The sequence below is a fragment of the Pseudosporangium ferrugineum genome, from assembly GCF_003002065.1.
Taxonomy (GTDB): Bacteria; Actinomycetota; Actinomycetes; order Mycobacteriales; family Micromonosporaceae; genus Actinoplanes; species Actinoplanes ferrugineus_A.
Window position 1 is genome coordinate 269,465 of sequence record NZ_PVZG01000003.1, and the last position, 20,491, is coordinate 289,955.

Below are 20,491 nucleotides of genomic sequence, written 5' to 3' on the forward strand. Positions count from 1 at the left end.
CCCGGGACCAACGGCCGCGGAACCGACGACCGCCCGGGACCAACGGCCGCGGAACCGACGACCGCCCGGGGCCGCCGATCGCAGCGCCGGCCGCTGCGGTGCGGTTGTGGCGGTCGGGTGAGGCTGTGCGGGGCTGGTGTCAGTTCTCCGCGGGGCGGGGGCTGATTGTCGGTCTGGGGGCGACGCTGCCCGGCTGGCCGGGTGGGCCCGCTTCGAGCCAGGACAGGAAGCCCGTCACCGTGGACTCGGCCATGGCGATCTCGATGTTCGTGCCGGCCTGGTGGCAGAGGAGGATCACCCAGTGGCCCGGCATGGTGAGGCGTTCGGGGCCTTCCGGGAGGCGGCGGCGTTCCACGCCCAGGGTGCGGCGGTTGAGGACGCGCTTGGGGCGGAAGGCGAAGCTGAACATGCGGTGGAAGCGGAGCTCGTCGCCGACGAACTGGCCTATGCCGGTGGACCAGCCGCGGCCCGGGACCAGGGTGTTTACCCGGACCTGGAGGCGGATCGTGCCGCCGCCGAGCATGAGCAGGCGGCGGCGGAGGAAGACCGCGAGGAGGACGGCGAAGAGCGCGGCGAGGCAGATTCCGACGATCACCAGAATCCGCATCGCTCGGCGTCAGTGCGCGTCGGGGGTGGCGGGGGTGGCGCTCTCGGCGAGGACCGTCACGCCGTCCGCGTCGATGGAGACGAAGCCGCCGGCCACGTCGTAGGTGAGCTGCTCGCCGCCGGCGAGCTTGACCCGCACCTGGGACGGCTCCTTGAGCAGGCCGAGGAGCGGCGAGTGGCCGGGCAGGACACCGATCTCGCCCTCGGTGGTGCGCGCGACTACCATCTCGGCGTCGCCGGACCAGACCTTTTCCTCGACGGCGACGACCTGGACGTGCAACTGCTTGGCCACGCTGTCTCCTATCAACCTGAGGAACCGTGTCAACTGAGGAACCGGAACACCTGTGGAACCGGAACACCTGTGTCAACTGAGCACTGCATCAACTAAGAACTGCATCAACCAAGAACCGCGTCAACTGAGAACCGCGTCAGCTGAGCACTGCGTCGGCTGAGGGGCCGTGTCAGCTGAGGAACCCTGTCAACCCGGGGGAACCTGCCGGCCGGGGAACCCAGCCGATGGCGTGAATTCTAAACGCCCGGGTGACACCCTGTTGCCTGGGGTGGCGACCGCCACTCCGGCGCACTCCCGCGGGCGGCTCAGAGCTTCTGCAGGAAGTCCGGGTGTTCGACCAGGAACGTCGCGATCGTGTCGTCGTTCACGGACGCGAAGAAGTCGTCCGCGCTCGGTTCCAGGCCCTCACCGATGTACTGCCGGCCGTTGAACAGCGACCGGCCGGGGAGTTTCACCAGGGCCATGTCGTTGGAGCGCAGGCCGCGCAGGGCCAGGCCCCAGTCCACGACGTTGTGCCCGTTGCCGTCGAAGATGAGCGCGTCGCCGGCCGCCCGGAGCACCTGGTCGAGCTTGATGGGGTTGGTCACCACGTTCTTGCTCAGCGCCTGCTCCGCCATGGCCTTGATGAACTGCTGCTGGTGCCGCTGGCGGTCGTAGTCGCTCTTGGGCAGGCCGTAGCGCTGGCGTACGTAGTCGAGCGCCTCCCAGCCCTCCAGGTGGTACGTGCCCTTCTTGTATTCCTTCTGCGGCCCGACGTACGGATGGGCGCAGCTGTTGTCGGCGCATTCCGGCCGGCGGGGCCGCGGCTTGCCGTTGGGCTGCAGGTGCTCGGACTTGACGTTCTGGTCGATGGTCATGGTGACCCCGTCCATCGCGTCGACGATCTCCTTGAAGCCGTTGAAGTTGATGATCGCGCCGGCGTCGAACTTCTTGATGCCGGTGAGCTTGCTGACCGTCTTGGCGAGCAGGTCGAAGCCCTGGGCCACGTCGTGCTTGCCGTCGCCGGTGCTGCTGCCGTACGACATCGCGGCGTTGATCTTGGAGGTGCCGCCCTGGAAGCCGGTGCGGGCGAAGGGCGGGATCTCGACCCGCAGGTCACGCGGGATGGAGAAGAGGTAGGCCTGCTTCAGCCCCTTGGGGATGTGCACGACGATGATCGAGTCCGAGAGCGGGGCCGTCGAGGTGTCCCGCGGGTCGATGCCCACGAGCAGGATGTTGACCGGGCCCTTGATGTCGCTGACCGGCCGCTTGGTGGCGCCGGCGGCGGAGTTGCCGAACAGGTCCTTGGTCTCGACCGCGCCGGCGTACCGGGCGACGAGGGCCTTGCTCGTGATCAGCGCGCCGCCGCTGATGACCATCAGCACGCACCCGAAGATCGCGCACAGCCGCGCCCAGAGCGGCGACCGCCGCTTGGTCCTGGGTTTCTCGCTCTTCGCCACTCGCTCCCCAACCGCCGTCGATCGGTCTCATCCGCGACCAAAGGGGCCATGATCGCAGGGCCGGGCCATCGGCACCGCCAAGAATATCCGAACAAGAGAAGAAACTTTCGCGTCCTGATACCCGGCCCCGCCCGCTGCCCCGGGGCACTGGCTGCTAAACGGACATAACGGGCCGTAGGAAACGCGCAGGGCCGCCCCGACGTGGTGTCGGAGCGGCCCCGTGACGGTTCCGGTGCTGATCAGCCCTTCATCAGCTCGTGCGCGTTGCGCTCGAGGTCCTCGAGGCCACCGCACATGAAGAAGGCCTGCTCGGGGAAGGAGTCGTACTCGCCCTCGCTGATCTTCTTGAACGCCTCGATGGTCTCCTTCAGCGGGACCGTCGAGCCGGGAACGCCGGTGAACTGCTCGGCGGCGTACGTGTTCTGCGAGAGGAAGCGCTCGATGCGGCGGGCCCGCTGCACCGTGACCTTGTCCTCCTCGGACAGCTCGTCCATACCGAGGATGGCGATGATGTCCTGCAGGTCCTTGTACTTCTGCAGGATTCGCTGCACCTCACGGGCGACCGCGTAGTGCTCGGCGCCGACGAACTCCGGCGCCAGGATCCGCGAGCTCGAGGCCAGCGGGTCCACGGCGGGGTAGATGCCCTTGTCGGAGATCGACCGCTCGAGGTTGGTGGTCGCGTCCAGGTGGGCGAACGTGGTCGCCGGCGCCGGGTCGGTGTAGTCGTCGGCGGGCACGTAGATCGCCTGCAGCGAGGTGATCGCCTTGCCCCGGACGGAGGTGATCCGCTCCTGGAGCTCGCCCATCTCGTCGGCCAGCGTGGGCTGGTAACCCACGGCGGACGGCATGCGGCCGAGCAGGGTGGACACCTCGGAACCGGCCTGGGTGAACCGGAAGATGTTGTCGATGAAGAGCAGCACCTCCTGGTTCTGGACGTCCCGGAAGTACTCCGCCATGGTCAGGGCGGTCAGGGCGACGCGCAGGCGGGTGCCCGGCGGCTCGTCCATCTGGCCGAAGACCAGCGCGGTCTTGTCGAGCACGCCGCCCTCGTCCATCTCGAGGATGAGGTCGTTGCCCTCGCGGGTGCGCTCGCCGACGCCGGCGAACACCGACGTACCACCGAAGTTGCGGGCAACCCGGATGATCATCTCCTGGATGAGCACCGTCTTGCCCACGCCCGCGCCGCCGAACAGGCCGATCTTGCCACCGCGCACGTACGGCGCGAGCAGGTCGAGCACCTTGATGCCGGTCTCCAGCATCTCGGTCTTCGGCTCGAGGTCCGCGAACGCCGGGGGCTTGCGGTGGATCGGCCAGCGCTCGGTGACCTGCAGCGACGCGGGGTCGGCGTTGAGCACCTCGCCCAGGGCGTTGAAGACGTGGCCCTTGGTCACGTCGCCGACGGGCACCGAGATCGGCGAGCCGGTGTCCCGCACCTCGGCGCCGCGGACGAGGCCGTCGGTCGGCTGCATGGAGATGGCCCGGACCATGTTGTCACCGAGGTGCTGGGCGATCTCGAGGGTCAGCGTCTTGGTGCCCTCGGAGAGGGTGACCTCGACGTGCAGCGCGTTGAAGATCGCGGGCATCGCGTCCCGCGGGAACTCCGCGTCGACGACCGGGCCGATGACCCGGACGACGCGGCCGACACCGGTCTCCGTCTTGGTGGGCTCAGCTACAGCAGTCATCACACATCACTTCCCGACGTGGACAGCGCCTCGACGCCGCCGACGATTTCACTGATTTCCTGGGTGATCGCGGCCTGGCGCGCCGAGTTCATCTCGCGCGTGTACCGCTTGAGCAGATCGTCCGCGTTGTCCGACGCGCTCTTCATCGCCCGGCGCCGCGACGCCGACTCGCTCGCCGCCGAGTCCAGCAACGCCGCGTAGATCCGCGTGTTGAGGTACTTGGGCAGCAGCGCGTTCAGCAGCTCCTCGGCCTCGGGCTCGAACTCGTACGCCGCACGCAGCCCGGGCTCCCGCTCGCGCTCCTCGACCTGCATCGGCGCCAGGAAGTGCGCCTCCGCCGACTGGGTCATGAGGGACTTGAACTGCGTGCTGACGATGTGCAGCTCGTCCACACCCTGGATGCCGTCCGGGCCGTGGTGCTCGTCGGCGTCGTCCACGCCGGCCACGAAGGCCTCCAGCAGGGACTCCCCGATGTGCCGCGCGTCCTCGAACGAGGGCCGCTCGGAGAAGCCGGTCCAGCTGGCCGCGATGGGCCGGTTGCGGAACCGGTAATACCCGACGCCCTTACGGCCGACGATGTACAGCGCCACGTCCTTGCCGTCGCCGCGCAGCCGGGAGATCAGCTGCTCGGCGGTGCGGATCGCGTTGGCGTTGTAGGCGCCGGCCAGGCCGCGGTCGCTGGTGATGAGCAGGACGCCCGCCCGCCGCACCCGCTCGCGCGGCTGCAGCAGCGGGTTGTCGACGGACGCGTTGGAAGCCAGCGCCGTCAGCACCCGCGTGATCGCCTCCGAGTACGGCTTGGAGGCGGCGACCCGCTCCTGCGCCTTGGCGATCCGGCTGGTGGCCACGAGCTCCTGCGCCTTGGCGATCTTCTTGGTCGACCGGACGGTGCGGATGCGCCGCCGGAGGGCCTGTACCTGACCGGCCATGGCCTCAGGCCTCGTCCGCGGATCGGACCTCGCGCGTCACGGTCTCGCGGCTCTCGCGACCCTCGGCGAGCGGCTCGGCCGGGGCGTCGTTCGGACCGCCGGTGATCGCGCCCTCCTTGAACAGCGGCTTGAACTCCTTGACCGCCTTCTCGAGGGTCTCGACCTGCTCGTCGGTCAGCTGACCGTTGCCCTCGATGGCGGTGAAGGTCTCGCTGCGGTTGCGCTTGATCCAGTCGAGCAGCTCGGCCTCGAACCGGCGCACGTCGCCGACCGGGATGTCGTCGAGCTGGCCGGTGGTGCCGGCCCAGATGACGACGATCTGCTCGGCCACCGACAGCGGCGAGTACTGCGGCTGCTTGAGCAGCTCGACCAGGCGTACGCCCTTCTCGAGCTGGGCCCGCGAGGCCTTGTCCAGGTCCGAGGCGAAGGCCGAGAAGGCCTCCAGCTCGCGGAACTGGGCGAGGTCGAGGCGGAGCCGGCCGGAGACCCGGCGCATGCCCTTCACCTGCGCGGAACCACCCACCCGCGACACCGAGGTGCCGACGTTGATGGCGGGGCGCACGCCGGAGGCGAACAGGTCGGCCTCGAGGAAGATCTGACCGTCGGTGATGGAGATGACGTTGGTCGGGATGTAGGCCGAGATGTCGTTGGCCTTGGTCTCGATCAGCGGCAGGCCGGTCATCGAGCCGCCACCCAGCTCGTCGGAGAGCTTGGCGCAGCGCTCGAGCAGGCGGCTGTGCAGGTAGAAGACGTCGCCCGGGTACGCCTCACGGCCCGGCGGGCGGCGCAGCAGCAGCGACACCGCGCGGTACGCCTCGGCCTGCTTCGTCAGGTCGTCGAAGACGATCAGGACGTGCTTGCCGTTGTACATCCAGTGCTGGCCGATGGCCGAGCCGGTGTACGGCGCGATGTACTTGAAGCCGGCCGGGTCGGACGCCGGCGAGGCCACGATGGTCGTGTACTCCAGCGCGCCCTGCGCCTCCAGCGTCCCGCGGATGCTGGCGATGGTGGACGCCTTCTGGCCGATGGCGACGTAGATGCAGCGGACCTGCTTCTCCGGGTCGCCGGACTCCCAGTTGGCGCGCTGGTTGATGATCGTGTCGAGCGCGACCGTGGTCTTGCCGGTCTTGCGGTCGCCGATGATCAGCTGGCGCTGGCCGCGGCCGATCGGCGTCATGGCGTCGATCGCCTTGATGCCGGTCTGCAGCGGCTGCTTCACGGGCTGGCGCGCCATGACGTTCGGCGCCTGCAGCTCGAGCTCGCGGAAGCCCTCGTCGGCGATCTCGCCCCGGTCGTCGATCGGGTTGCCCAGGGCGTCGACCACGCGGCCGAGGTAGGCGTCGCCGACCGGGACCGAGAGGACGCGGCCGGTCCGCTTGACCTGCTGGCCCTCCTCGATGCCGGCGAAGTCACCCAGGACCACGGCGCCGATCTCGCGGACGTCGAGGTTCAGGGCGACACCCAGCGTGCCGTCCTCGAACTCGAGCAGTTCGTTCGCCATCGTCGAGGGCAGACCCTCGACGTGCGCGATGCCGTCGCCCGCATCGGAGACGATGCCGACCTCCTCGCGGGAGACCTCGGGCGTGTAGGACGAGACGTAGCGCTCTAGCGCCCCCCGGATCTCGTCCGAGGAGATGGTCAGCTCGGCCATCCTCTGCCTTCTCTAGTCGGCTCGGGGCGTCGCCGCGCCCGAGGGCTTTCGGTAGCGTCGCCGCCGCCGAGGGGAAGTAACTATTTCGCGAACGCCTGCCGGGCTTCGTGAAGTCGCCGCAGGATCGTGCCGTCGTAGAGGTCGGAGCCGACACGGACGCTGAGGCCACCGAGAATGCTCGGATCCACATCGACCTTCAGCGAGACCTGCCGACCGTAGATGTCGGACAACTTGGCGGCGAGCCGCTGCTCCTCGGCGTCGTCGAGCACCTTGGCCGACGTCACGTAGGCGACCTCGCGGTCCCGCTTCGCAGCGGTCAGCTCGACCAGCTTGGTCAGTGACGTCTCGAAGCTGCGGCCGCCGAAGCCCTCGAGCGCGACCCGCACCAGCTGGAGCGTTCCCGTCTGGGCTTTGCCCTTGAGCAGGTCCTCGGCCAGCTTAGCGCGCCGGTCGGCCGGAACGGTCGGGTCACCGAGGGTGACCGCAAGCTCCGGACTGCCGGAGACGACCTGGCCGAAGCGGAACAGCTCGTCCTCGATGTCGGCCAGCCGGTCGGCCTTGCCGGCCGCCGCCAGCGCGGTGTCGATGCCGAGCCGCTCGGTGGCGTCGAGCAGTTCGTTCGGCGCCGACCAGCGGCCGGACGCCAGCACCGTCAGCGCCTCGACCGCGGCCTCACTGAGCTTTCCGGTGAGCAGCGAACGCAACAGCTCGCCCCGCTCGGCACCCGAGCGCGACGGGTCGGTGAGCGCCCGCCGGAGCCGCGGCTCGCCGCGCAGCAGCCGGGCCACCGACATGATCTCGTCGGCGGTGGTGGCGATCTGCGCGGCGGTGGCCGTCCCCGTGCCCGCGGTCAGCTTCTCCGCGGCGGCGGCGTACGACTCCCGGTTGACGGTCGCCATCAGCGCCCGCCCGTACCGGCGCCGAGCTCGTTGATGAACCGGTCCACGGTGCCCCGGCTGCGCGCCTCGTCGGCCAGCGACTCACCGACGATCCGGCTGGCCAGGTCCACCGCGAGCGTGCCGACCTCGGCACGCAGGTCACGAACGATGCTCTCGCGCTGGGCGGCGAGCTGCTCGCGGCCGGCCGCGATGATCCGGTCGGACTCCTCCCGCGCCTTGGCGAGAACGTCCTGCCGGATGCCCTCCGCGTCGGCACGAGCCTCGTCGCGGATCCGCGCGGCCTCGGTGCGGGCCTCGCCGAGCTGCGCCCTGTACTGCTCGAGCAGCTGGTTCGCCTCGGCCTGAGCGGCCTCGGCGCGCTTGATGCCGCCCTCGATCGCGTCGACCCGGGCGCGGAACGTCTTCTCCATCTGCGGGAAGACGAACTTCATCAGGACGAAGCAGAGTACGGCGAAAGCGATCGAGCCGACCACGATCTCCTGCCATACAGGAATGATCGGATTGTGCTCCTTGGCGCCTTCCTCAGCAGCCAGAAGAATGGTGTTGTACATGGGCACCTCCTATCGAGGAGCTGAGGTCAGAGCTGGCCCTGCCAGATGAAGCCGAAGGCGATGCCCAGCAGGGCGAGCGCCTCGATGACGGCGAAGCCGATCCAGACGTACGGGAGGGTCAGGCGCGACGACTCCGGCTGGCGGGCCGTCGACTGGATGTACGCGGAGAAGACCAGACCCACGCCGATGCCGGGGCCGATGGCGGCCAGGCCGTAGCCGATGGCGGCGGTGCTGCCCTCAACGGCGGCAATAACGTCAAGCATTGCAGATTCCTCCTGGTATCTCGCGTGGCTCTCACGCGCGACGACAAACGGGATGTTGCTACGACGGCTCTCAGTGCTCGTCGGCGAGCGCGCCCTGCACATAGCTCGCGGTCAGCACCGTGAAGACGTACGCCTGCAGGCAGATGACCAGGAACTCCAGCAACGTCAGAGCGATCGTCATGAGCCACGAGACGATCGAGAACGGCGTGAACCAGACGTTCGAGCTGATCATCGCGAAACCGCCGAGCGTGAACACCAGCAGCAGCATGTGGCCGGCGAACATGTTGGCGAAGAGTCGGACCGCGAGCGAGAACGGGCGGACCATGAAGTTCGAGAAGAACTCGATCGGGATCAGCAGCGGCAGGATGAACCACGGCGCCGGCGGGATGAGCGCCGTCTTGAAGTACTTGAAGAAGCCGTGGTGCCGGATGCCGACGATGATGAACATGAAGTAGCTGATCACCGCGAGAATCGCCGGGAAGGCGATGTGCGAGTTCGGCGAGATCTGCACGAGCGGCACGATGCCGAAGAAGTTGTTCAGCAGGATGAACATGAACAGCGTCGTGAGGTAGGGCGCGAACGCCACGCCCCTCGGGCCGATCATCTCGACGGCGATGTTGTTGCGCACGAAGCCGTACGCACTCTCGGCCATCCACTGCTTCTTGGTCGGCACGAGCTGCGGCTTCCGGTACGAGACCAGGAAGAAGATGATGATGGCGGCGACGGCGACCCAGATCAGGAACGTGACCTTGGTGAACCAGTAGGAGTCGTGCGCGCCCCACGGCAGGATGCTGGGCAGGTAGAAGTCCTCGACACTGGGCGGGAACTCCGCTGCGAGGACCGTCGACTGACCGATCACCGTAGCCCTTTCCTGTCAGGCGCCGAGACGGCGCACGATGAGGTAGACACCACCGCCGATACCGACGACCGCGCCTATTCCGGCGAAGATGCCCTTGGTACCGACCCAGTGGTCGATCAGCCAGCCGATCCCGCCCCAGACCAACATGCCCGAGAAGAGATAGGCGACCGCCGTCATGCCCATACCCGTGTCGGGTGGGGGAGGACCGTCGTCACCGGGGGATTCGTTGGGAAGTTTCTGACCGGCCATGACGGCTAGAAGATATCAGTCGGAAACACGAAGCTAAGCGGGACCCCCCGCACAACCGCAGTTGTCCAGGCGTCGGGGGTCTCGCAACTCGGAGACACGGTACTCCCCCTCCGCCAGAACCGGACACCTTTGCCGCCTATCCGTCACCGGTTCGTGGACCAAGGCCCGCAAAAGGGGTGTTGACGTGGCAAAACTCCGGTGCGGAAGATCACTTACGGCGGCCCGGCCGGGCCACCCACCAGATCTGCACCGCCGTCCAGCCCAGCACCCCCGCCACGACCCCCCAGCCCAGCGCGGCGCGGCCCGGCCACTCCGAGGAGACCACAAAAGCGAGGATCACGCCGAGCAATGAGTACTTCACCACGTACGTGAGCATGCCGAGCGGCATGATCAGCGCCGGGCGTACGGTGTCGGCCCAGGCCAGGACCAGCGTGGACATGGTGTAGCTGACCGTGACGAGGGCGACGCCGGCGGCGGCGCCGAGGGCCGCGGGCGCCCCCGACGCGAGGTAGCCCACCGAGGCCGCGCACATCAGCAGCGCGAACGAGAAGGCCGAGAGGAACGGCAGATGCTCCACCCGCCAGCGCGGATCGGCGGGCAGCGGCGGCAGCTCGGGCAGCGGCCGGTCGTCCTCGTCCTTGCGCAGGGCCCACTCCGGCACGTCCTCGTCGTCCCGCTGCGCGGGCACGCTCCGGGACTCGGTCATACCGTGACCTCCGCGCCCGGGTACGCCGGGAACCGCCGCACCAGCTCGCCCACCTCGGCGGCGACGTCCCGCAGCACGCCGGCACCGGCGATCGTGCCCGGATCGGCGCGCACCGCGGCGGCCACGAGCCCGGCGATCTGCCGCATCTCCCCCTCGCGCATGCCCTGCGTGGTCACGCTGGGCGTGCCGACCCGCATCCCGGAGGCCGTGGTCGGCTTCTCCGGGTCGAACGGGATCGCGTTCTTGTTCAGTGTGATTCGGGCCCGGTCGCAGCGCGCCTCGGCGTCCCGGCCGCTGACGCCGGCGTCCCGCAGGTCGATCAGCGCCAGGTGGGTGTCGGTGCCGCCGGAGACCGGGCGCATCCCCTCGGCGGCCAGCCCGGCGGCGAGCGCCTGGCAGTTGCGCACGACCTGCTGGGCGTACGTCCGGAAGCCGGGCAGCGACGCCTCCCGCAGCGCGACCGCCTTCGCGGCGACGGCGTGCATCAGCGGCCCGCCCTGCGTGAACGGGAAGACGGCCTTGTCGATGCGCGCGGCGAGATCCTCACGGCAGAGAATCATGCCGCCCCGCGGGCCGCGCAGCACCTTGTGGGTGGTGCACGACACCACGTCGGCATACGGTACGGGCGACGGCACCGCCCGCCCCGCGACCAGCCCGATGAAGTGCGCGGCGTCGACCATCAGGTACGCCCCCACCTCGTCGGCGACGTCCCGGAACGCCTTGAAGTCGATCAGGCGGGGGTACGCGGTCGCCCCGCAGATGATCAGCGCGGGACGGTGCGCCCGCGCCAGGTCACGCACCTCGTCGTAGTCGATCAGCTCGGTGTCGCTGCGGACCCGGTAGCCGATGGTGTGGAACCACTTCCCGGAGAAGTTGACCTTGCTGCCGTGGGTCAGGTGCCCGCCGTGCGGCAGGTCCATGGCGAGCACCGTGTCGCCGGGCTGCACCAGTGCGGCGTACGCGGCCATGTTCGCCGACGCGCCCGAGTGCGGCTGGAGGTTGGCGTGGTCGGCCCCGAAGAGCTCCCGCGCCCGTTCGATGCCCAGCTCCTCGGCCCGGTCGACCTCCGCGCAGCCGCCGTAGTAGCGCCGCCCGGGGTAGCCCTCGGCGTACTTGTTGGTCAGCGTCGAGCCGAGCGCGGCCAGCACCGCCGGGGACGTGAAGTTCTCGCTCGCGATCAGCTGCAGGCCGCCGCGCTGGCGCTCGAGCTCGCCCAGGACCACCTCGGCGATCTCGGGATCCTCCCGGCGCAGCGCGGAGAAGTCCGGACCCCAGAACGTGTCCATAGCGGGCTCCCTCACTCAGCAACGCTGCCGGACTACGAGCATATGGCGTAGGTGGCCGCATCTGCGGGCACAGTGAGAGTTATGCGATGTCTGGTCACCGGGGCGACGGGTTACATCGGCGGACGCCTGGTCCCCCGCCTCCTCGACGCCGGCCACCAGGTACGGGCTCTCTCGCGCAGCGCGGGCCGGCTCCGGGACGTCCCGTGGGCGTCCCGCGCCGAGGTCGTCGAGGGCGACCTGTCCGATCCGGCGACGCTCGGGCCGGCCCTCGAGGGCGTCGAGGTCGCGTACTACCTGGTGCATTCGCTCGGCGTCGGCGACTTCGAGCGCCGCGACCGGGAGGCGGCCCGCAACTTCGCGCGGGCGGCGTACACAAAAGGGGTCCGGCGGATCGTCTATCTCGGCGGCCCGGAACCGCCGGCGGACGAGCGCCCCTCGGCACACCTGCGGTCCCGCGCGGAGGTGGCGAGGATCCTGCTGGAGAGCGGCGTGCCGACCGCCGTGCTGCGGGCACCGGTGATCATCGGATCCGGCTCCGCGTCGTTCGAGATGCTGCGCTACCTGACCGAGCGACTGCCGGTCATGGTGACGCCGCGCTGGGTGCGCAACCGGATCCAGCCCATCGCCGTCCGCGACGTGCTGCGCTACCTGATCGCCGCCGCCGGCCTGCCGCCGGACGTCAATCGCGGCTTCGACCTCGGCGGCCCCGACGTGCTCACGTATGCCGAGATGATGCAGCGCTACGCCCGGGTGGCGGGCCTGCGCCGCCGGATCATCCTGCCGTTGCGGCCGCTCAGCCCCTGGCTCTCCGCGCACTGGGTCGGTGCGATCACGCCGGTGCCGAACGCGATCGCGCGCCCGCTCGTCGGCAGCCTGATCCACGAGGCCGTCGCCCACGAGCACGACATCGCCCGGTACGCCCCCGGCGAGCGGCTGGGCTTCGACGAGGCGGTCCGGCTGGCGCTCGGCAAGGTCCGCGACGCCGAGGTGGAGACCCGCTGGTCCACCGCCGTCGGCGCGGACGCGGACGCCGAGCCGCTGCCCAGCGACCCCACCTGGTCCGGCGGCACCATCTACCGCGACGAGCGCTCCCGGCCGGTGGAGGCGCCGGTGGACGAGCTCTGGCGGATCATCGAGGGCGTCGGCGGCGAGAACGGCTGGTACTCGTTCCCGCTCGCCTGGTCGGTGCGGGGCTGGCTGGACCGGCTGGTCGGCGGGGTGGGCCTGCGCCGCGGCCGGCGCGACCGGGACCGCCTCTACGTCGGCGAGGCGCTGGACTGGTGGCGGGTGGAGGAGATCAAGCCGGGCGAGTTGCTGCGCCTGCGCGCCGAGATGAAGGTTCCCGGGCGGGCCTGGCTGGAGATGTCCGCCTCCCCCGGGCCCGGCGGCACCAGCGTCTACCGCCAGCGGGCCCTCTTCGTGCCGCGCGGGCTGGCCGGGCACGCGTACTGGGCAAGCGTCGTGCCGTTCCACGGCATCGTCTTCAGCGGCATGGCCCGCAACATCGCCAGAGGCGCCGAACAGCGCCGCGCCTCCGTCACGCCGAGGCGCGGTTGAGCCGGTCGCGGACCGCCATCCACTCCTCGGTGTCCGGCGGCGTCTTCACCAGGATCGTCGCGACCCCGGCGTCGTCGAGGCGGTGCAGCGCCGCGTAGAGGTCGGCGGCGTACTCACGCGGCTCGGCGCTGAGCATCTCGGCGCCCGGCACGCCCGCCGTCTCGTACGTCAGCACGCCCACCGACGGGTCCAGCGCCGCCGGGTCCACCTCGTCGGTGAGCACGACCTTGGCCCTGGGCGCGTAGTGTCGCCGGCTCATCCCGGGCGAGGGCCGGGCCGAGCCGTCCGCCACGTCCCCGGGCAGCGCGATCGCGCCGGTCACCTCGCGGATCTCGCGCAGGCCGAGCGCGCCGGGGCGGAGCAGGCGCGGCACCTCGCCGGTGAGGTCGAGGACCGTCGACTCGATGCCCCACGAGGCCGGGCCGCCGTCCAGCACCAGCGGCACGTCCGGCAGGCTGCGCAGCACGTGCTCGGCGGTCGTCGGCGAGATGCCCTCCGAGCGGTTGGCGCTGGGCGCGGCGAGCGGCAGCCCGGTGGCCTCCAGCAGGCGCAGGGCGACCTCGTGGGCGGGCACCCGTACGGCGATCGTGCCGGTGTCGGCGCCGACCTGGGTGAGGTGCGGCGCCCGCCGGACGACGAGGGTCAGCGGTCCCGGCCAGAACGCCGCGGCCAGCTCGTTCGCCACGTCCGGCCACCCGGCTGCCAGCTCCCGCGCCGCCACGACGTGCGGCACGTGCACGATCAGCGGGTTCCACGACGGGCGGTTCTTGAGGCGGTACACCTCGGCGACCGCCTTCGCCGAGAAGGCGTCGGCGCCCAGGCCGTACACGGTCTCGGTGGGGAAGGCGACCACCGACCCGGCGCGCAGCAACCCGGCCGCGCGGCGGATCCCGGCGGCGTCCGCGGCAACGATCACGCCGGCCTCGGCGCCCCGGGCAGCAGGACGTCGGCCAGGGCGAACAGGGACTCGTCGATCTCGTCGGCGACGCGCTGGAAGGTCTGGTCGCCGCGGCCCCACGGGTCGTCGAGGTCGTCGCCGGGCAGCGGCTCGTCCTCGCCGCGGCGCCGGTCCGCGGCCGCGACCACGGCGGCGGCCCGGTCCGCGAACACCTTCGGGTCGGTGCCGGCCGGCGGCAGCTGTGCCGGGTCGAGCTCGCGCAGCAGCCGGCCGAAGTGGCCGAGGACGAACGTGCGGCCGACGGCCTCGGGCAGCAGGGCGTGCACGTAGTCGCTCTGATCGGCGGTGGCGGTGAGGATCAAGTCGGCCTCGGCGAGGTGGGCGCTGGTCAGCTTGCGGGCGGCGAAACCGTCCACGCTGCCGCCCCGCAGCCGGATCTGGCGCGCCGCCGGCGGGTTCATCTCCTCGCCCTCGTGCCACCCGCCCGTGCCGGCGCTGGCGCTGTGCAGCAGGTCCTCGAGGCCGGCGTCGGGATCCAGCTTGGCCAGCCGCTGCGCCGCCGCGAGCACGAGCAGCCGCTCGGCCATCGGTGACCGGCAGATGTTGCCCATGCACACGTGCAGGACGGTGAACGGCGGCATGGTCAGGACCCCACGGCCAGGATGTCCGGGACCACGTCGCGGAGCTTCTCGTACGCCACCGCGCCGTCCCGCAGCACCCGGGGCACGTCACCGCTCACGTCGACGATCGTGCTCGGCGCCGGATCGTGGGCCACGCCCGCCTCGAGGTAGATGCGGACCGCGTACTCGAGCTGGTCCCGCGCCTCCTCAGCAGTGACCGGCGCGGCCTGGCCCGTCTTGTTGGCGGTGGTGACGGCCATCGGCCCCACCTCGCGCAGCACCTCCAGCGCGACCGGGTGCAGCGGCATGCGCACGGCGACCCGCCCGCCGGTCTCGCCGAGGTCCCACTGAAGGCTCGGCGAGTGCTCCACCAGGATCGTCAGCGCGCCCGGCCAGAACGCGTCGGCCAGCTCCCGGGCGGCCTTGGGCAGCGAGTAGACCAGGCCGTCCAGGGTGTGCCGGGAACCGACGAGCACCGGCGGCGGGACGCGGCGGTCCACACCGCGGGCGTTCTGCAGCGCGGTGACGGCGTGCGGGGTGAAGGCGTCCGCCCCGACCCCGTAGACCGTGTCGGTGGGCAGGACGACCAGCTCACCGCTCTTGACCGCCTCCACGGCGGCGGCGATGCCGCGGTCGCGCTCGGACACAACCCGGCAGTCGTAGAGCATCACGAGATGCAGTCTGCCATGGCGCCCCGGACGGCCGTCAGACCCGCCGGGCCGTCGCGTACCGCGGGCGCCCGGCGAGGTCGTCGTGGGCGGTCACCCCGGTGAACCGGCCGTCGGCGCGCAGCAGGGCCGGCACGGCCTCCGCGTGCGTGTCGTCGTGCTCGATGCCCACCGCGCCGCCGGGCCTCAGCAGGGCCGCGGCCAGGGCGATCACCGGCCGGATCACGGTCAGCCCGTCGGCGCCGCCGAAGACCGCCTCGGCCGGGTCGTGGTCGGCGACCTCCGGGGGCACGGCGGTCCCGTCCGGCACGTACGGCGGGTTGCACAGCACCACGTCCACCCGGCCGTGCAGCTCGGGGAGGATGTCCGGGCGCGTCACGTCCGCCTCGGTCACGCGTACCGAAGGAAAGGTCCGGGCATTGCGGCGCAGGAAGGCGAGCGCGCCGGGCGAGCGCTCGACGGCCACCACCCGGGCCGGCCGGGCCTCGTCGGCGATCGAGAGCGCGAGCGCGCCGCTGCCGCTGCACAGGTCCACCACCGTGGCGCCCGGGGCGGTGTGCTCGATCCCCCACCCAGCCAGCAGCTCCGTCTCCGGCCGCGGCACGAACACACCCTCGCCGACGGCCAGCTCCAGGTGCCGGAACGCCGCCGTGCCGAGCAGGTGCTGCAGCGGGATCCGCGCGGCCCGCCGCTCGACGAGTTCCTCGAACCGGCGCCGCTCGCCGGCGCGCACGGTGTCCACGAGCAACAGCCGGCCCCGGCCGATGCCGAGCACGTGCGCGGCGAGCACCTCGGCATCGACCCGGGGCGATTCCACCCCGGCCACCGCAAGCCGGTCGGCGGCCCGCGCCAGCAAGGGTGCCAACCTCGTCCGGTCCGTCCCCTCGGAGGGGTGTTCGTGCGCGACTGTCACGGCATAATCATGGGACGTCGTTTCGCGACGGTGACCGGCCGGGTCGTCGATCGATGAACGACGCCGGCAGGAGGGGCCTGAATGGCCGTGGCGGTCTCATGACCTGGTTGGACCAGCTACCGGACTGTGTCGACGATCTGCGAAGGGCCGGTGAGTTCCAGCAGGGCGGCCGCTCGGCGGAGGCGCTGCCGATCTACGACAAGGTCCTCGAGGTCACCACCGACCCGCTCACCCGGGCGTACGCCCTGGTCCAGCGCTTCGGCTCGCTCATCAATCTGGGTCGCGTCGCCGAGTTCGCCACCGCCATGACGCTCGCGTCGAACGCCGTGCACGAGACCTCCGACCCGTACCTGCGCGGCCAGATGCACGCCTTCGCGGCGCTCGGCGCCCACCTGCAGAGCGCGCTCGACCGCGGCGTCACCCACCTCGTCCAGGCCTCCCGCGCCCTCGCGGCGGTGCCGGACGGCGACAGCCACACCGCGTGGGGCTGGCACGACCTGGCCATGGCGTATTCCTACCTCGGCTTCCACGGCCACGCGCTCACCGCGATCGAGCAGGCCCGCCAGGTCGGCGCCGCGGCCGGCATGGCCCAGGAGCTGTTCGCCGCGCCGGGCATCCGGCTGCGCAACGCGGTCGCCCTCGACCACCAGGGCGACACCGACGGCTGCCTGCGCGTGCTGCGCGACATCGACGCCGAGCTGACCCGCTACGTCGCCTCCGGCGTCGACACCCGGCTGCGGCCCAGCAGCCGCCCGGTCTACGGGTACGCCCTGGCCCGCCGCGCCGCCCTCGGCGAGAACACCGAGACCGACATCGGCGACCTGTTCACCAGCGGCGGGGACAGCGTCCGTTCCCGGGAACTGCGCCACCTCGGCGGGGTGTGCCTGGACATCGCCGCCGACCGGCCCGCCGACGCGCTGCGCAAGCTCGACGCCGTGCCGGTCTCCCAGGAGATCCTCGGCCCCGCCGAGCCCGCCCGCCTGCGCAGCATCTGCCACGCGGCGGCCGGCGACCACGAGGCCGCGCACAAGGCGGACCGGTATGCGTTCCGCCTCGCCGCCCAGCGCATCGACCGGCTCCGCGACGGCTATCTCGACGGGGTCGCCGCCCGCCTCGACGCCCAGGAGACGCAGCGCGACGCCGGCCGCTACGGCGACGAGACCCTCACCGACCCGCTCACCGGCCTGCCCAACCGCCGCCAGCTCGAGCGGTACGTGGCGGCCATGCTGGCCCGCGGCGAGCGCGCGGCCATCGGCGTCTGCGACCTGATCGGCTTCAGCGCGGTCAACGCCCGGCACGGCCGGCACTGCGGCGACCTGGTGCTCCAGCGCATCGCCGGGGTGCTCAACCGGGTGATGCGCCGCGGCGACTTCGTGGCCCGCTTCGCCGGCGACGAGTTCGTGGTGGTGCTGCCGGGCGCCGGGCCCACCCAGGCGGCCGAGGTGTCCCGCAGGATCAGCGCGGCGGCCGCCGGCGAGAACTGGCAGGTGCTGGTCCCCGGCACGCCGATCGGGCTGGCCGCCGGCTGGTCCGAGGTGGGTGCCAACACGCGCAGCCTCGGCGCCGCGCTGGCCGCGGCGGCCGCGCACCGCACCCCCGCCTGAGGCGGCCACGATCTACGCTCCCTGACATGACCGTCATCGAGCTCGGGCTGGTCACCGACGGCGGCGACCCGCCGGCCGGGCCGGCCCGGCGCCCCCTGCGCCGCGACGACGTGCGGCGCATCCTGGCGGCGGTGGTCGTGGCGCTCTGCGCGCTCACGCTCACGAGTTCCGGGCTGCCCGAGTCGCACGCGCCCCGGCAGCTCTGGACCGTGCCGTTCCAGCAGGACGGCGACGCCTTCACCGTCACCGGCGACGCGGTCTACCTGCTGCACAAGTCCGGATCGACGTCGCTGACCGCGTACGGGCTGGGCGATGGCAAGCCGATGTGGTCGCTCCCGGACGTCGGCGACGCCTCCTCGTTCGGCTCGGTGGAGTCCGGCGTGATGCTGCTGCCCGCCGCCGACGCCGTCGTGCAGATCCCGAACGACGAGGGCCACCAGCTCTACCGCGCGTTCACCCGCGAGACGGTCGCCGTCGACGCGGTCACCGGCCGGCAGCTGTGGCGGCGTCCCGGCGAGTTCGCCGGCACCAGCGACGGCCGGGTGCTGCTCATCGAGTGGCAGGCCGACGGCAACGCGGTACGCACCCTGACCGTGCTGGGGCTGCGCGACGGCGCCCCGATCTGGTCCCGCTCGGCCGGCGGCGTCGAGACCTGGGTGGCGCGCGGCGTCCTGGAGGCCGGCGCCGACCGGCTGCTCACCGTCACGCCGCAGGGCCGGGTGACCGTCTACGACGTCGCCGACGGGCGGAAGGTGGCCACCGGGAAGATGCCGTGGCACGACGGCGCCGGCGAGGACAGCTCGTACACGAACACCGTCGTCGACCGGCACATGTTCGTCGTCGAGAACGTCCGGGAGGGCGACGGCACGATCACCGCGTACGACACCGAGACCCTGCGCCGCAAATGGCAGATCACGGACCGCTCGTACGGCGTCTCCGTCCCGTGCGGTCAGGTCTTCTGCGTCACCGGCCGCACCGGGATCTCGGGCTACGACCGGGAGTCCGGGGCGCTGCGCTGGCAGGCCGGCGACGTGACGAGCGTCCTGTCGCTGGGCCCGGACCGGCTCCTCGCCACCGACGAACGCGCGGCGGCCCAGCACTCCCTCATCGACAGCGCGACCGGGCGCCGGATAGCCGACCTCGGCAACACGTCCCTGGTCTGGGACCGCTCGGCGCCGACGGCCGGGAACGTCTACGTGCTGAAGCGCACCGAGCAGCCCACCGGCGTGATGTCCGTCGGGCTGCTCGACCTGCGCGACGGCGGGATCCAGGTGCGCGGCACCATCGAACCGGTGGCCGACTACGGCTGCCTGGCGAGCGGCCACCTGCTGGCCTGCGTGACCCGGGACGGGCTCACGGTCACGGACGTCGGCTGATCTCCGACCCGCCCGCCAGCCGGGCGGCCCGGTCGGCCTCCGCGAGCGCGTCCAGCACGGCGTCCAGCTCACCGCCCAGGACCAGATCCAGGTTGTACGCGGTGTAGCCGATGCGATGGTCGGTGATCCGGTTCTGCGGGAAGTTGTACGTCCGGATGCGTTCGGACCGGTCGACGGTACGCACCTGGGCCTTGCGGGCGTCGGACGCGGCGGCGTCGGCCTCCTCCTGGGCGGCGGCCAGCAGCCGGGCCCGCAGGATGCGCATCGCCTGCTCCCGGTTCTGCAGCTGGCTCTTCTCGTTCTGGCAGCTCACCACGATGCCGGTGGGCAGGTGCGTGATGCGTACGGCCGAGTCGGTGGTGTTGACGGACTGCCCGCCGGGCCCGGACGAGCGGAACACGTCCACCCGGATGTCGCCCGGATCGATCTGCACGTCGACGTCCTCGGCCTCGGGCAGCACCAGCACGCCGGCCGCGGACGTGTGGATCCGCCCCTGCGACTCGGTGACGGGCACCCGCTGGACGCGGTGCACCCCGCCCTCCCACTTCAGCCGGGACCAGACGCCGTGGCCGCCCTCGGGCACGCCCTTCGTCTTCACCGCGACCGAGACGTCCTTGACGCCGCCCAGGTCGGACTCCTGCGCGTCGATGACCTCGACCGTCCAGCCGCGGCGCTCCGCGTACCGGGTGTACATCCGCAGCAGGTCGCCGGCGAACAGGGCCGACTCCTGACCGCCCTCGCCGGCCTTGATCTCGACGATGACGTCCTTGGCGTCGTGCGGGTCCCGGGGGATCAGCATCTCGCCGAGCTTCTCCTCCAGCGGGGGCAGCACGGCGGCGACCGCCTCGACCTCGCCGGCGAACGACGGATCCTCCGCGGCGAGCTCCTTGGCGGCGGCCAGGTCGGCGCGCGCGGCCTCGAGCTCGGTGTGGGCGGCGTACAGCGGCGCCAGCTCGGCGAAGCGCCGCCCGACCCGGCGCACCAGGGCCTGGTCGGAGTGGATGGAGGGATCCTCCATCTGCTTCTCGAGCTGCGCGTACTCGTCCAGCAGCGTGGTCAGCCGGTCGTTGCTCACAAGTTCCCCCTACATACCGACGACGCCCGGCCCCGCTGCTGCGGAACCGGGCGCCGTCGAGGCAGTTACTTCTTGCCGGCGTTGACCTTCGCGTACTTCGCCTGGAACTTGGCGACCCGGCCCGCGGTGTCCAGCACGCGCTGCTTGCCCGTGTAGAACGGGTGGCAGGCGCTGCAGGTCTCGACGCGGATGTCGCCCTTGGCGGTGCTGCGGGTCGTGAAAGTGCTGCCGCAGGAGCAGACGACCTCGGTGGTCGTGTACTCCGGGTGGATGCCGCTCTTCATGTCTTCTCGGTCCCTCTCGTTGGCGGTCGCCGGGTCGCCGAGTCTTCAGGGCGTGAACCGGAACCTTTGCTGGCCGATGGACCA

Annotated in this window: 22 protein-coding genes; 3 read left to right on the forward strand and 19 right to left on the reverse strand. The window is 71.3% G+C overall.

Annotated features, from left to right (window positions below; all coding sequences use genetic code 11):
• Positions 1–139: 139 nt before the first annotated feature.
• The 13 genes from CLV70_RS08540 to CLV70_RS08595 form a co-directional block, all read right to left on the reverse strand.
• Positions 140–607: a DUF2550 domain-containing protein gene (locus CLV70_RS08540; RefSeq protein ID WP_106125846.1), complete on the reverse strand. Its 468-nt coding sequence runs from the start codon at positions 605–607 to the stop codon at positions 140–142.
• A 9-nt stretch (positions 608–616) separates the two neighbouring features.
• Positions 617–898, reverse strand: a complete 282-nt coding sequence (locus tag CLV70_RS08545) for a F0F1 ATP synthase subunit epsilon (RefSeq protein ID WP_106125847.1) — start codon at positions 896–898, stop codon at positions 617–619.
• Positions 899–1,203: 305 nt separating this feature from the next.
• Positions 1,204–2,337, reverse strand: coding sequence for an LCP family protein (locus tag CLV70_RS08550; protein WP_245908108.1), 1,134 nt, complete (start codon positions 2,335–2,337; stop codon positions 1,204–1,206).
• Positions 2,338–2,576: 239 nt separating this feature from the next.
• Complete coding sequence (gene atpD / locus CLV70_RS08555; protein ID WP_106125848.1) at positions 2,577–4,019, reverse strand: F0F1 ATP synthase subunit beta; 1,443 nt, start codon at positions 4,017–4,019, stop codon at positions 2,577–2,579.
• Positions 4,019–4,948, reverse strand: a complete 930-nt coding sequence (locus CLV70_RS08560) for a F0F1 ATP synthase subunit gamma (protein ID WP_106125849.1) — start codon at positions 4,946–4,948, stop codon at positions 4,019–4,021. Before CLV70_RS08560 ends, atpD begins: the two co-directional genes overlap by 1 nt.
• Positions 4,949–4,952: 4 nt before the next feature.
• The gene (atpA, locus tag CLV70_RS08565) at positions 4,953–6,599 is read right to left on the reverse strand and encodes a F0F1 ATP synthase subunit alpha (protein WP_106125850.1); all 1,647 of its coding nucleotides are present in this window, start codon (positions 6,597–6,599) and stop codon (positions 4,953–4,955) included.
• 80 nt (positions 6,600–6,679) lie between these two features.
• Positions 6,680–7,501, reverse strand: coding sequence for a F0F1 ATP synthase subunit delta (locus CLV70_RS08570; protein ID WP_170148594.1), 822 nt, complete (start codon positions 7,499–7,501; stop codon positions 6,680–6,682).
• Positions 7,498–8,049 carry a F0F1 ATP synthase subunit B gene (locus CLV70_RS08575; protein ID WP_106125852.1) on the reverse strand — a complete coding sequence of 184 codons (552 nt, stop codon included), beginning with the start codon at positions 8,047–8,049 and terminating at the stop codon, positions 7,498–7,500. The genes CLV70_RS08570 and CLV70_RS08575 overlap by 4 nt, the downstream gene beginning before the upstream one ends.
• Positions 8,050–8,075: 26 nt before the next feature.
• On the reverse strand, positions 8,076–8,312 hold the full coding sequence (locus CLV70_RS08580) for an ATP synthase F0 subunit C (protein ID WP_106125853.1): 237 nt from the start codon (positions 8,310–8,312) through the stop codon (positions 8,076–8,078).
• 70 nt (positions 8,313–8,382) lie between these two features.
• Positions 8,383–9,171, reverse strand: coding sequence for a F0F1 ATP synthase subunit A (atpB, locus tag CLV70_RS08585; RefSeq protein WP_106125854.1), 789 nt, complete (start codon positions 9,169–9,171; stop codon positions 8,383–8,385).
• A 15-nt stretch (positions 9,172–9,186) separates the two neighbouring features.
• Positions 9,187–9,420: an AtpZ/AtpI family protein gene (locus CLV70_RS39025; RefSeq protein ID WP_211303688.1), complete on the reverse strand. Its 234-nt coding sequence runs from the start codon at positions 9,418–9,420 to the stop codon at positions 9,187–9,189.
• 208 nt (positions 9,421–9,628) lie between these two features.
• A complete protein-coding gene (locus CLV70_RS08590) occupies positions 9,629–10,126 on the reverse strand; it encodes a hypothetical protein (RefSeq protein WP_425440128.1) in 498 nt (165 codons plus the stop codon).
• Positions 10,123–11,412 carry a serine hydroxymethyltransferase gene (locus CLV70_RS08595; RefSeq protein WP_106125855.1) on the reverse strand — a complete coding sequence of 430 codons (1,290 nt, stop codon included), beginning with the start codon at positions 11,410–11,412 and terminating at the stop codon, positions 10,123–10,125. The genes CLV70_RS08590 and CLV70_RS08595 overlap by 4 nt, the downstream gene beginning before the upstream one ends.
• 81 nt (positions 11,413–11,493) lie before the next feature.
• Here CLV70_RS08595 and CLV70_RS08600 point away from each other — a divergent pair, with 81 nt between their 5' ends.
• Positions 11,494–12,969 carry an SDR family oxidoreductase gene (locus CLV70_RS08600; protein WP_106125856.1) on the forward strand — a complete coding sequence of 492 codons (1,476 nt, stop codon included), beginning with the start codon at positions 11,494–11,496 and terminating at the stop codon, positions 12,967–12,969.
• On the opposite strand, the gene CLV70_RS08605 is transcribed toward CLV70_RS08600, so the two are convergent.
• From CLV70_RS08605 to prmC, 4 genes are read right to left on the reverse strand one after another with little or no spacing between them, the layout of a single operon-like run.
• A complete protein-coding gene (locus tag CLV70_RS08605; RefSeq protein ID WP_106125857.1) occupies positions 12,950–13,885 on the reverse strand; it encodes an L-threonylcarbamoyladenylate synthase in 936 nt (311 codons plus the stop codon). The genes CLV70_RS08600 and CLV70_RS08605 overlap by 20 nt on opposite strands.
• The gene (locus CLV70_RS08610; protein WP_106125858.1) at positions 13,882–14,508 is read right to left on the reverse strand and encodes an arsenate reductase/protein-tyrosine-phosphatase family protein; all 627 of its coding nucleotides are present in this window, start codon (positions 14,506–14,508) and stop codon (positions 13,882–13,884) included. The genes CLV70_RS08605 and CLV70_RS08610 overlap by 4 nt, the downstream gene beginning before the upstream one ends.
• 2 nt (positions 14,509–14,510) lie before the next feature.
• Positions 14,511–15,155, reverse strand: coding sequence for an L-threonylcarbamoyladenylate synthase (locus tag CLV70_RS08615; RefSeq protein ID WP_106126074.1), 645 nt, complete (start codon positions 15,153–15,155; stop codon positions 14,511–14,513).
• Positions 15,156–15,192: 37 nt separating this feature from the next.
• The gene (gene prmC / locus CLV70_RS08620) at positions 15,193–16,068 is read right to left on the reverse strand and encodes a peptide chain release factor N(5)-glutamine methyltransferase (protein ID WP_211303689.1); all 876 of its coding nucleotides are present in this window, start codon (positions 16,066–16,068) and stop codon (positions 15,193–15,195) included.
• 98 nt (positions 16,069–16,166) lie between these two features.
• Between prmC and CLV70_RS08625 the strand changes: the two genes are divergently transcribed.
• Together CLV70_RS08625 and CLV70_RS08630 are read left to right on the forward strand one after the other, a co-directional pair.
• The gene (locus tag CLV70_RS08625) at positions 16,167–17,672 is read left to right on the forward strand and encodes a GGDEF domain-containing protein (RefSeq protein WP_106125860.1); all 1,506 of its coding nucleotides are present in this window, start codon (positions 16,167–16,169) and stop codon (positions 17,670–17,672) included.
• A 26-nt stretch (positions 17,673–17,698) separates the two neighbouring features.
• Positions 17,699–19,048: an outer membrane protein assembly factor BamB family protein gene (locus CLV70_RS08630; protein ID WP_106125861.1), complete on the forward strand. Its 1,350-nt coding sequence runs from the start codon at positions 17,699–17,701 to the stop codon at positions 19,046–19,048.
• On the opposite strand, the gene prfA is transcribed toward CLV70_RS08630, so the two are convergent.
• Together prfA and rpmE are read right to left on the reverse strand one after the other, a co-directional pair.
• Positions 19,032–20,123 (reverse strand): peptide chain release factor 1, encoded by a 1,092-nt coding sequence (gene prfA, locus CLV70_RS08635; RefSeq protein WP_106125862.1) that lies wholly within the window; start codon positions 20,121–20,123, stop codon positions 19,032–19,034. The genes CLV70_RS08630 and prfA overlap by 17 nt on opposite strands.
• Positions 20,124–20,188: 65 nt before the next feature.
• Positions 20,189–20,407, reverse strand: coding sequence for a 50S ribosomal protein L31 (rpmE, locus tag CLV70_RS08640; protein ID WP_106125863.1), 219 nt, complete (start codon positions 20,405–20,407; stop codon positions 20,189–20,191).
• Positions 20,408–20,491: the final 84 nt, after the last annotated feature.

Coding starts and splice junctions, on each gene's coding strand:
- CLV70_RS08540 (WP_106125846.1), bottom strand. CDS start 607: ATGCGGATTCTGGTGATCGTCGGAATCTGCCTCGCCGCGCTCTTCGCC.
- atpA (WP_106125850.1), bottom strand. CDS start 6,599: ATGGCCGAGCTGACCATCTCCTCGGACGAGATCCGGGGGGCGCTAGAG.
- CLV70_RS08600 (WP_106125856.1), top strand. CDS start 11,494: ATGCGATGTCTGGTCACCGGGGCGACGGGTTACATCGGCGGACGCCTG.
- CLV70_RS08625 (WP_106125860.1), top strand. CDS start 16,167: ATGACCTGGTTGGACCAGCTACCGGACTGTGTCGACGATCTGCGAAGG.
- atpD (WP_106125848.1), bottom strand. CDS start 4,019: ATGACTGCTGTAGCTGAGCCCACCAAGACGGAGACCGGTGTCGGCCGC.
- CLV70_RS08590 (WP_425440128.1), bottom strand. CDS start 10,126: ATGACCGAGTCCCGGAGCGTGCCCGCGCAGCGGGACGACGAGGACGTG.
- CLV70_RS08615 (WP_106126074.1), bottom strand. CDS start 15,155: ATGCTCTACGACTGCCGGGTTGTGTCCGAGCGCGACCGCGGCATCGCC.
- CLV70_RS39025 (WP_211303688.1), bottom strand. CDS start 9,420: ATGGCCGGTCAGAAACTTCCCAACGAATCCCCCGGTGACGACGGTCCT.
- CLV70_RS08630 (WP_106125861.1), top strand. CDS start 17,699: ATGACCGTCATCGAGCTCGGGCTGGTCACCGACGGCGGCGACCCGCCG.
- CLV70_RS08595 (WP_106125855.1), bottom strand. CDS start 11,412: ATGGACACGTTCTGGGGTCCGGACTTCTCCGCGCTGCGCCGGGAGGAT.
- CLV70_RS08580 (WP_106125853.1), bottom strand. CDS start 8,312: ATGCTTGACGTTATTGCCGCCGTTGAGGGCAGCACCGCCGCCATCGGC.
- CLV70_RS08560 (WP_106125849.1), bottom strand. CDS start 4,948: ATGGCCGGTCAGGTACAGGCCCTCCGGCGGCGCATCCGCACCGTCCGG.
- CLV70_RS08575 (WP_106125852.1), bottom strand. CDS start 8,049: ATGTACAACACCATTCTTCTGGCTGCTGAGGAAGGCGCCAAGGAGCAC.
- rpmE (WP_106125863.1), bottom strand. CDS start 20,407: ATGAAGAGCGGCATCCACCCGGAGTACACGACCACCGAGGTCGTCTGC.
- CLV70_RS08610 (WP_106125858.1), bottom strand. CDS start 14,508: ATGCCGCCGTTCACCGTCCTGCACGTGTGCATGGGCAACATCTGCCGG.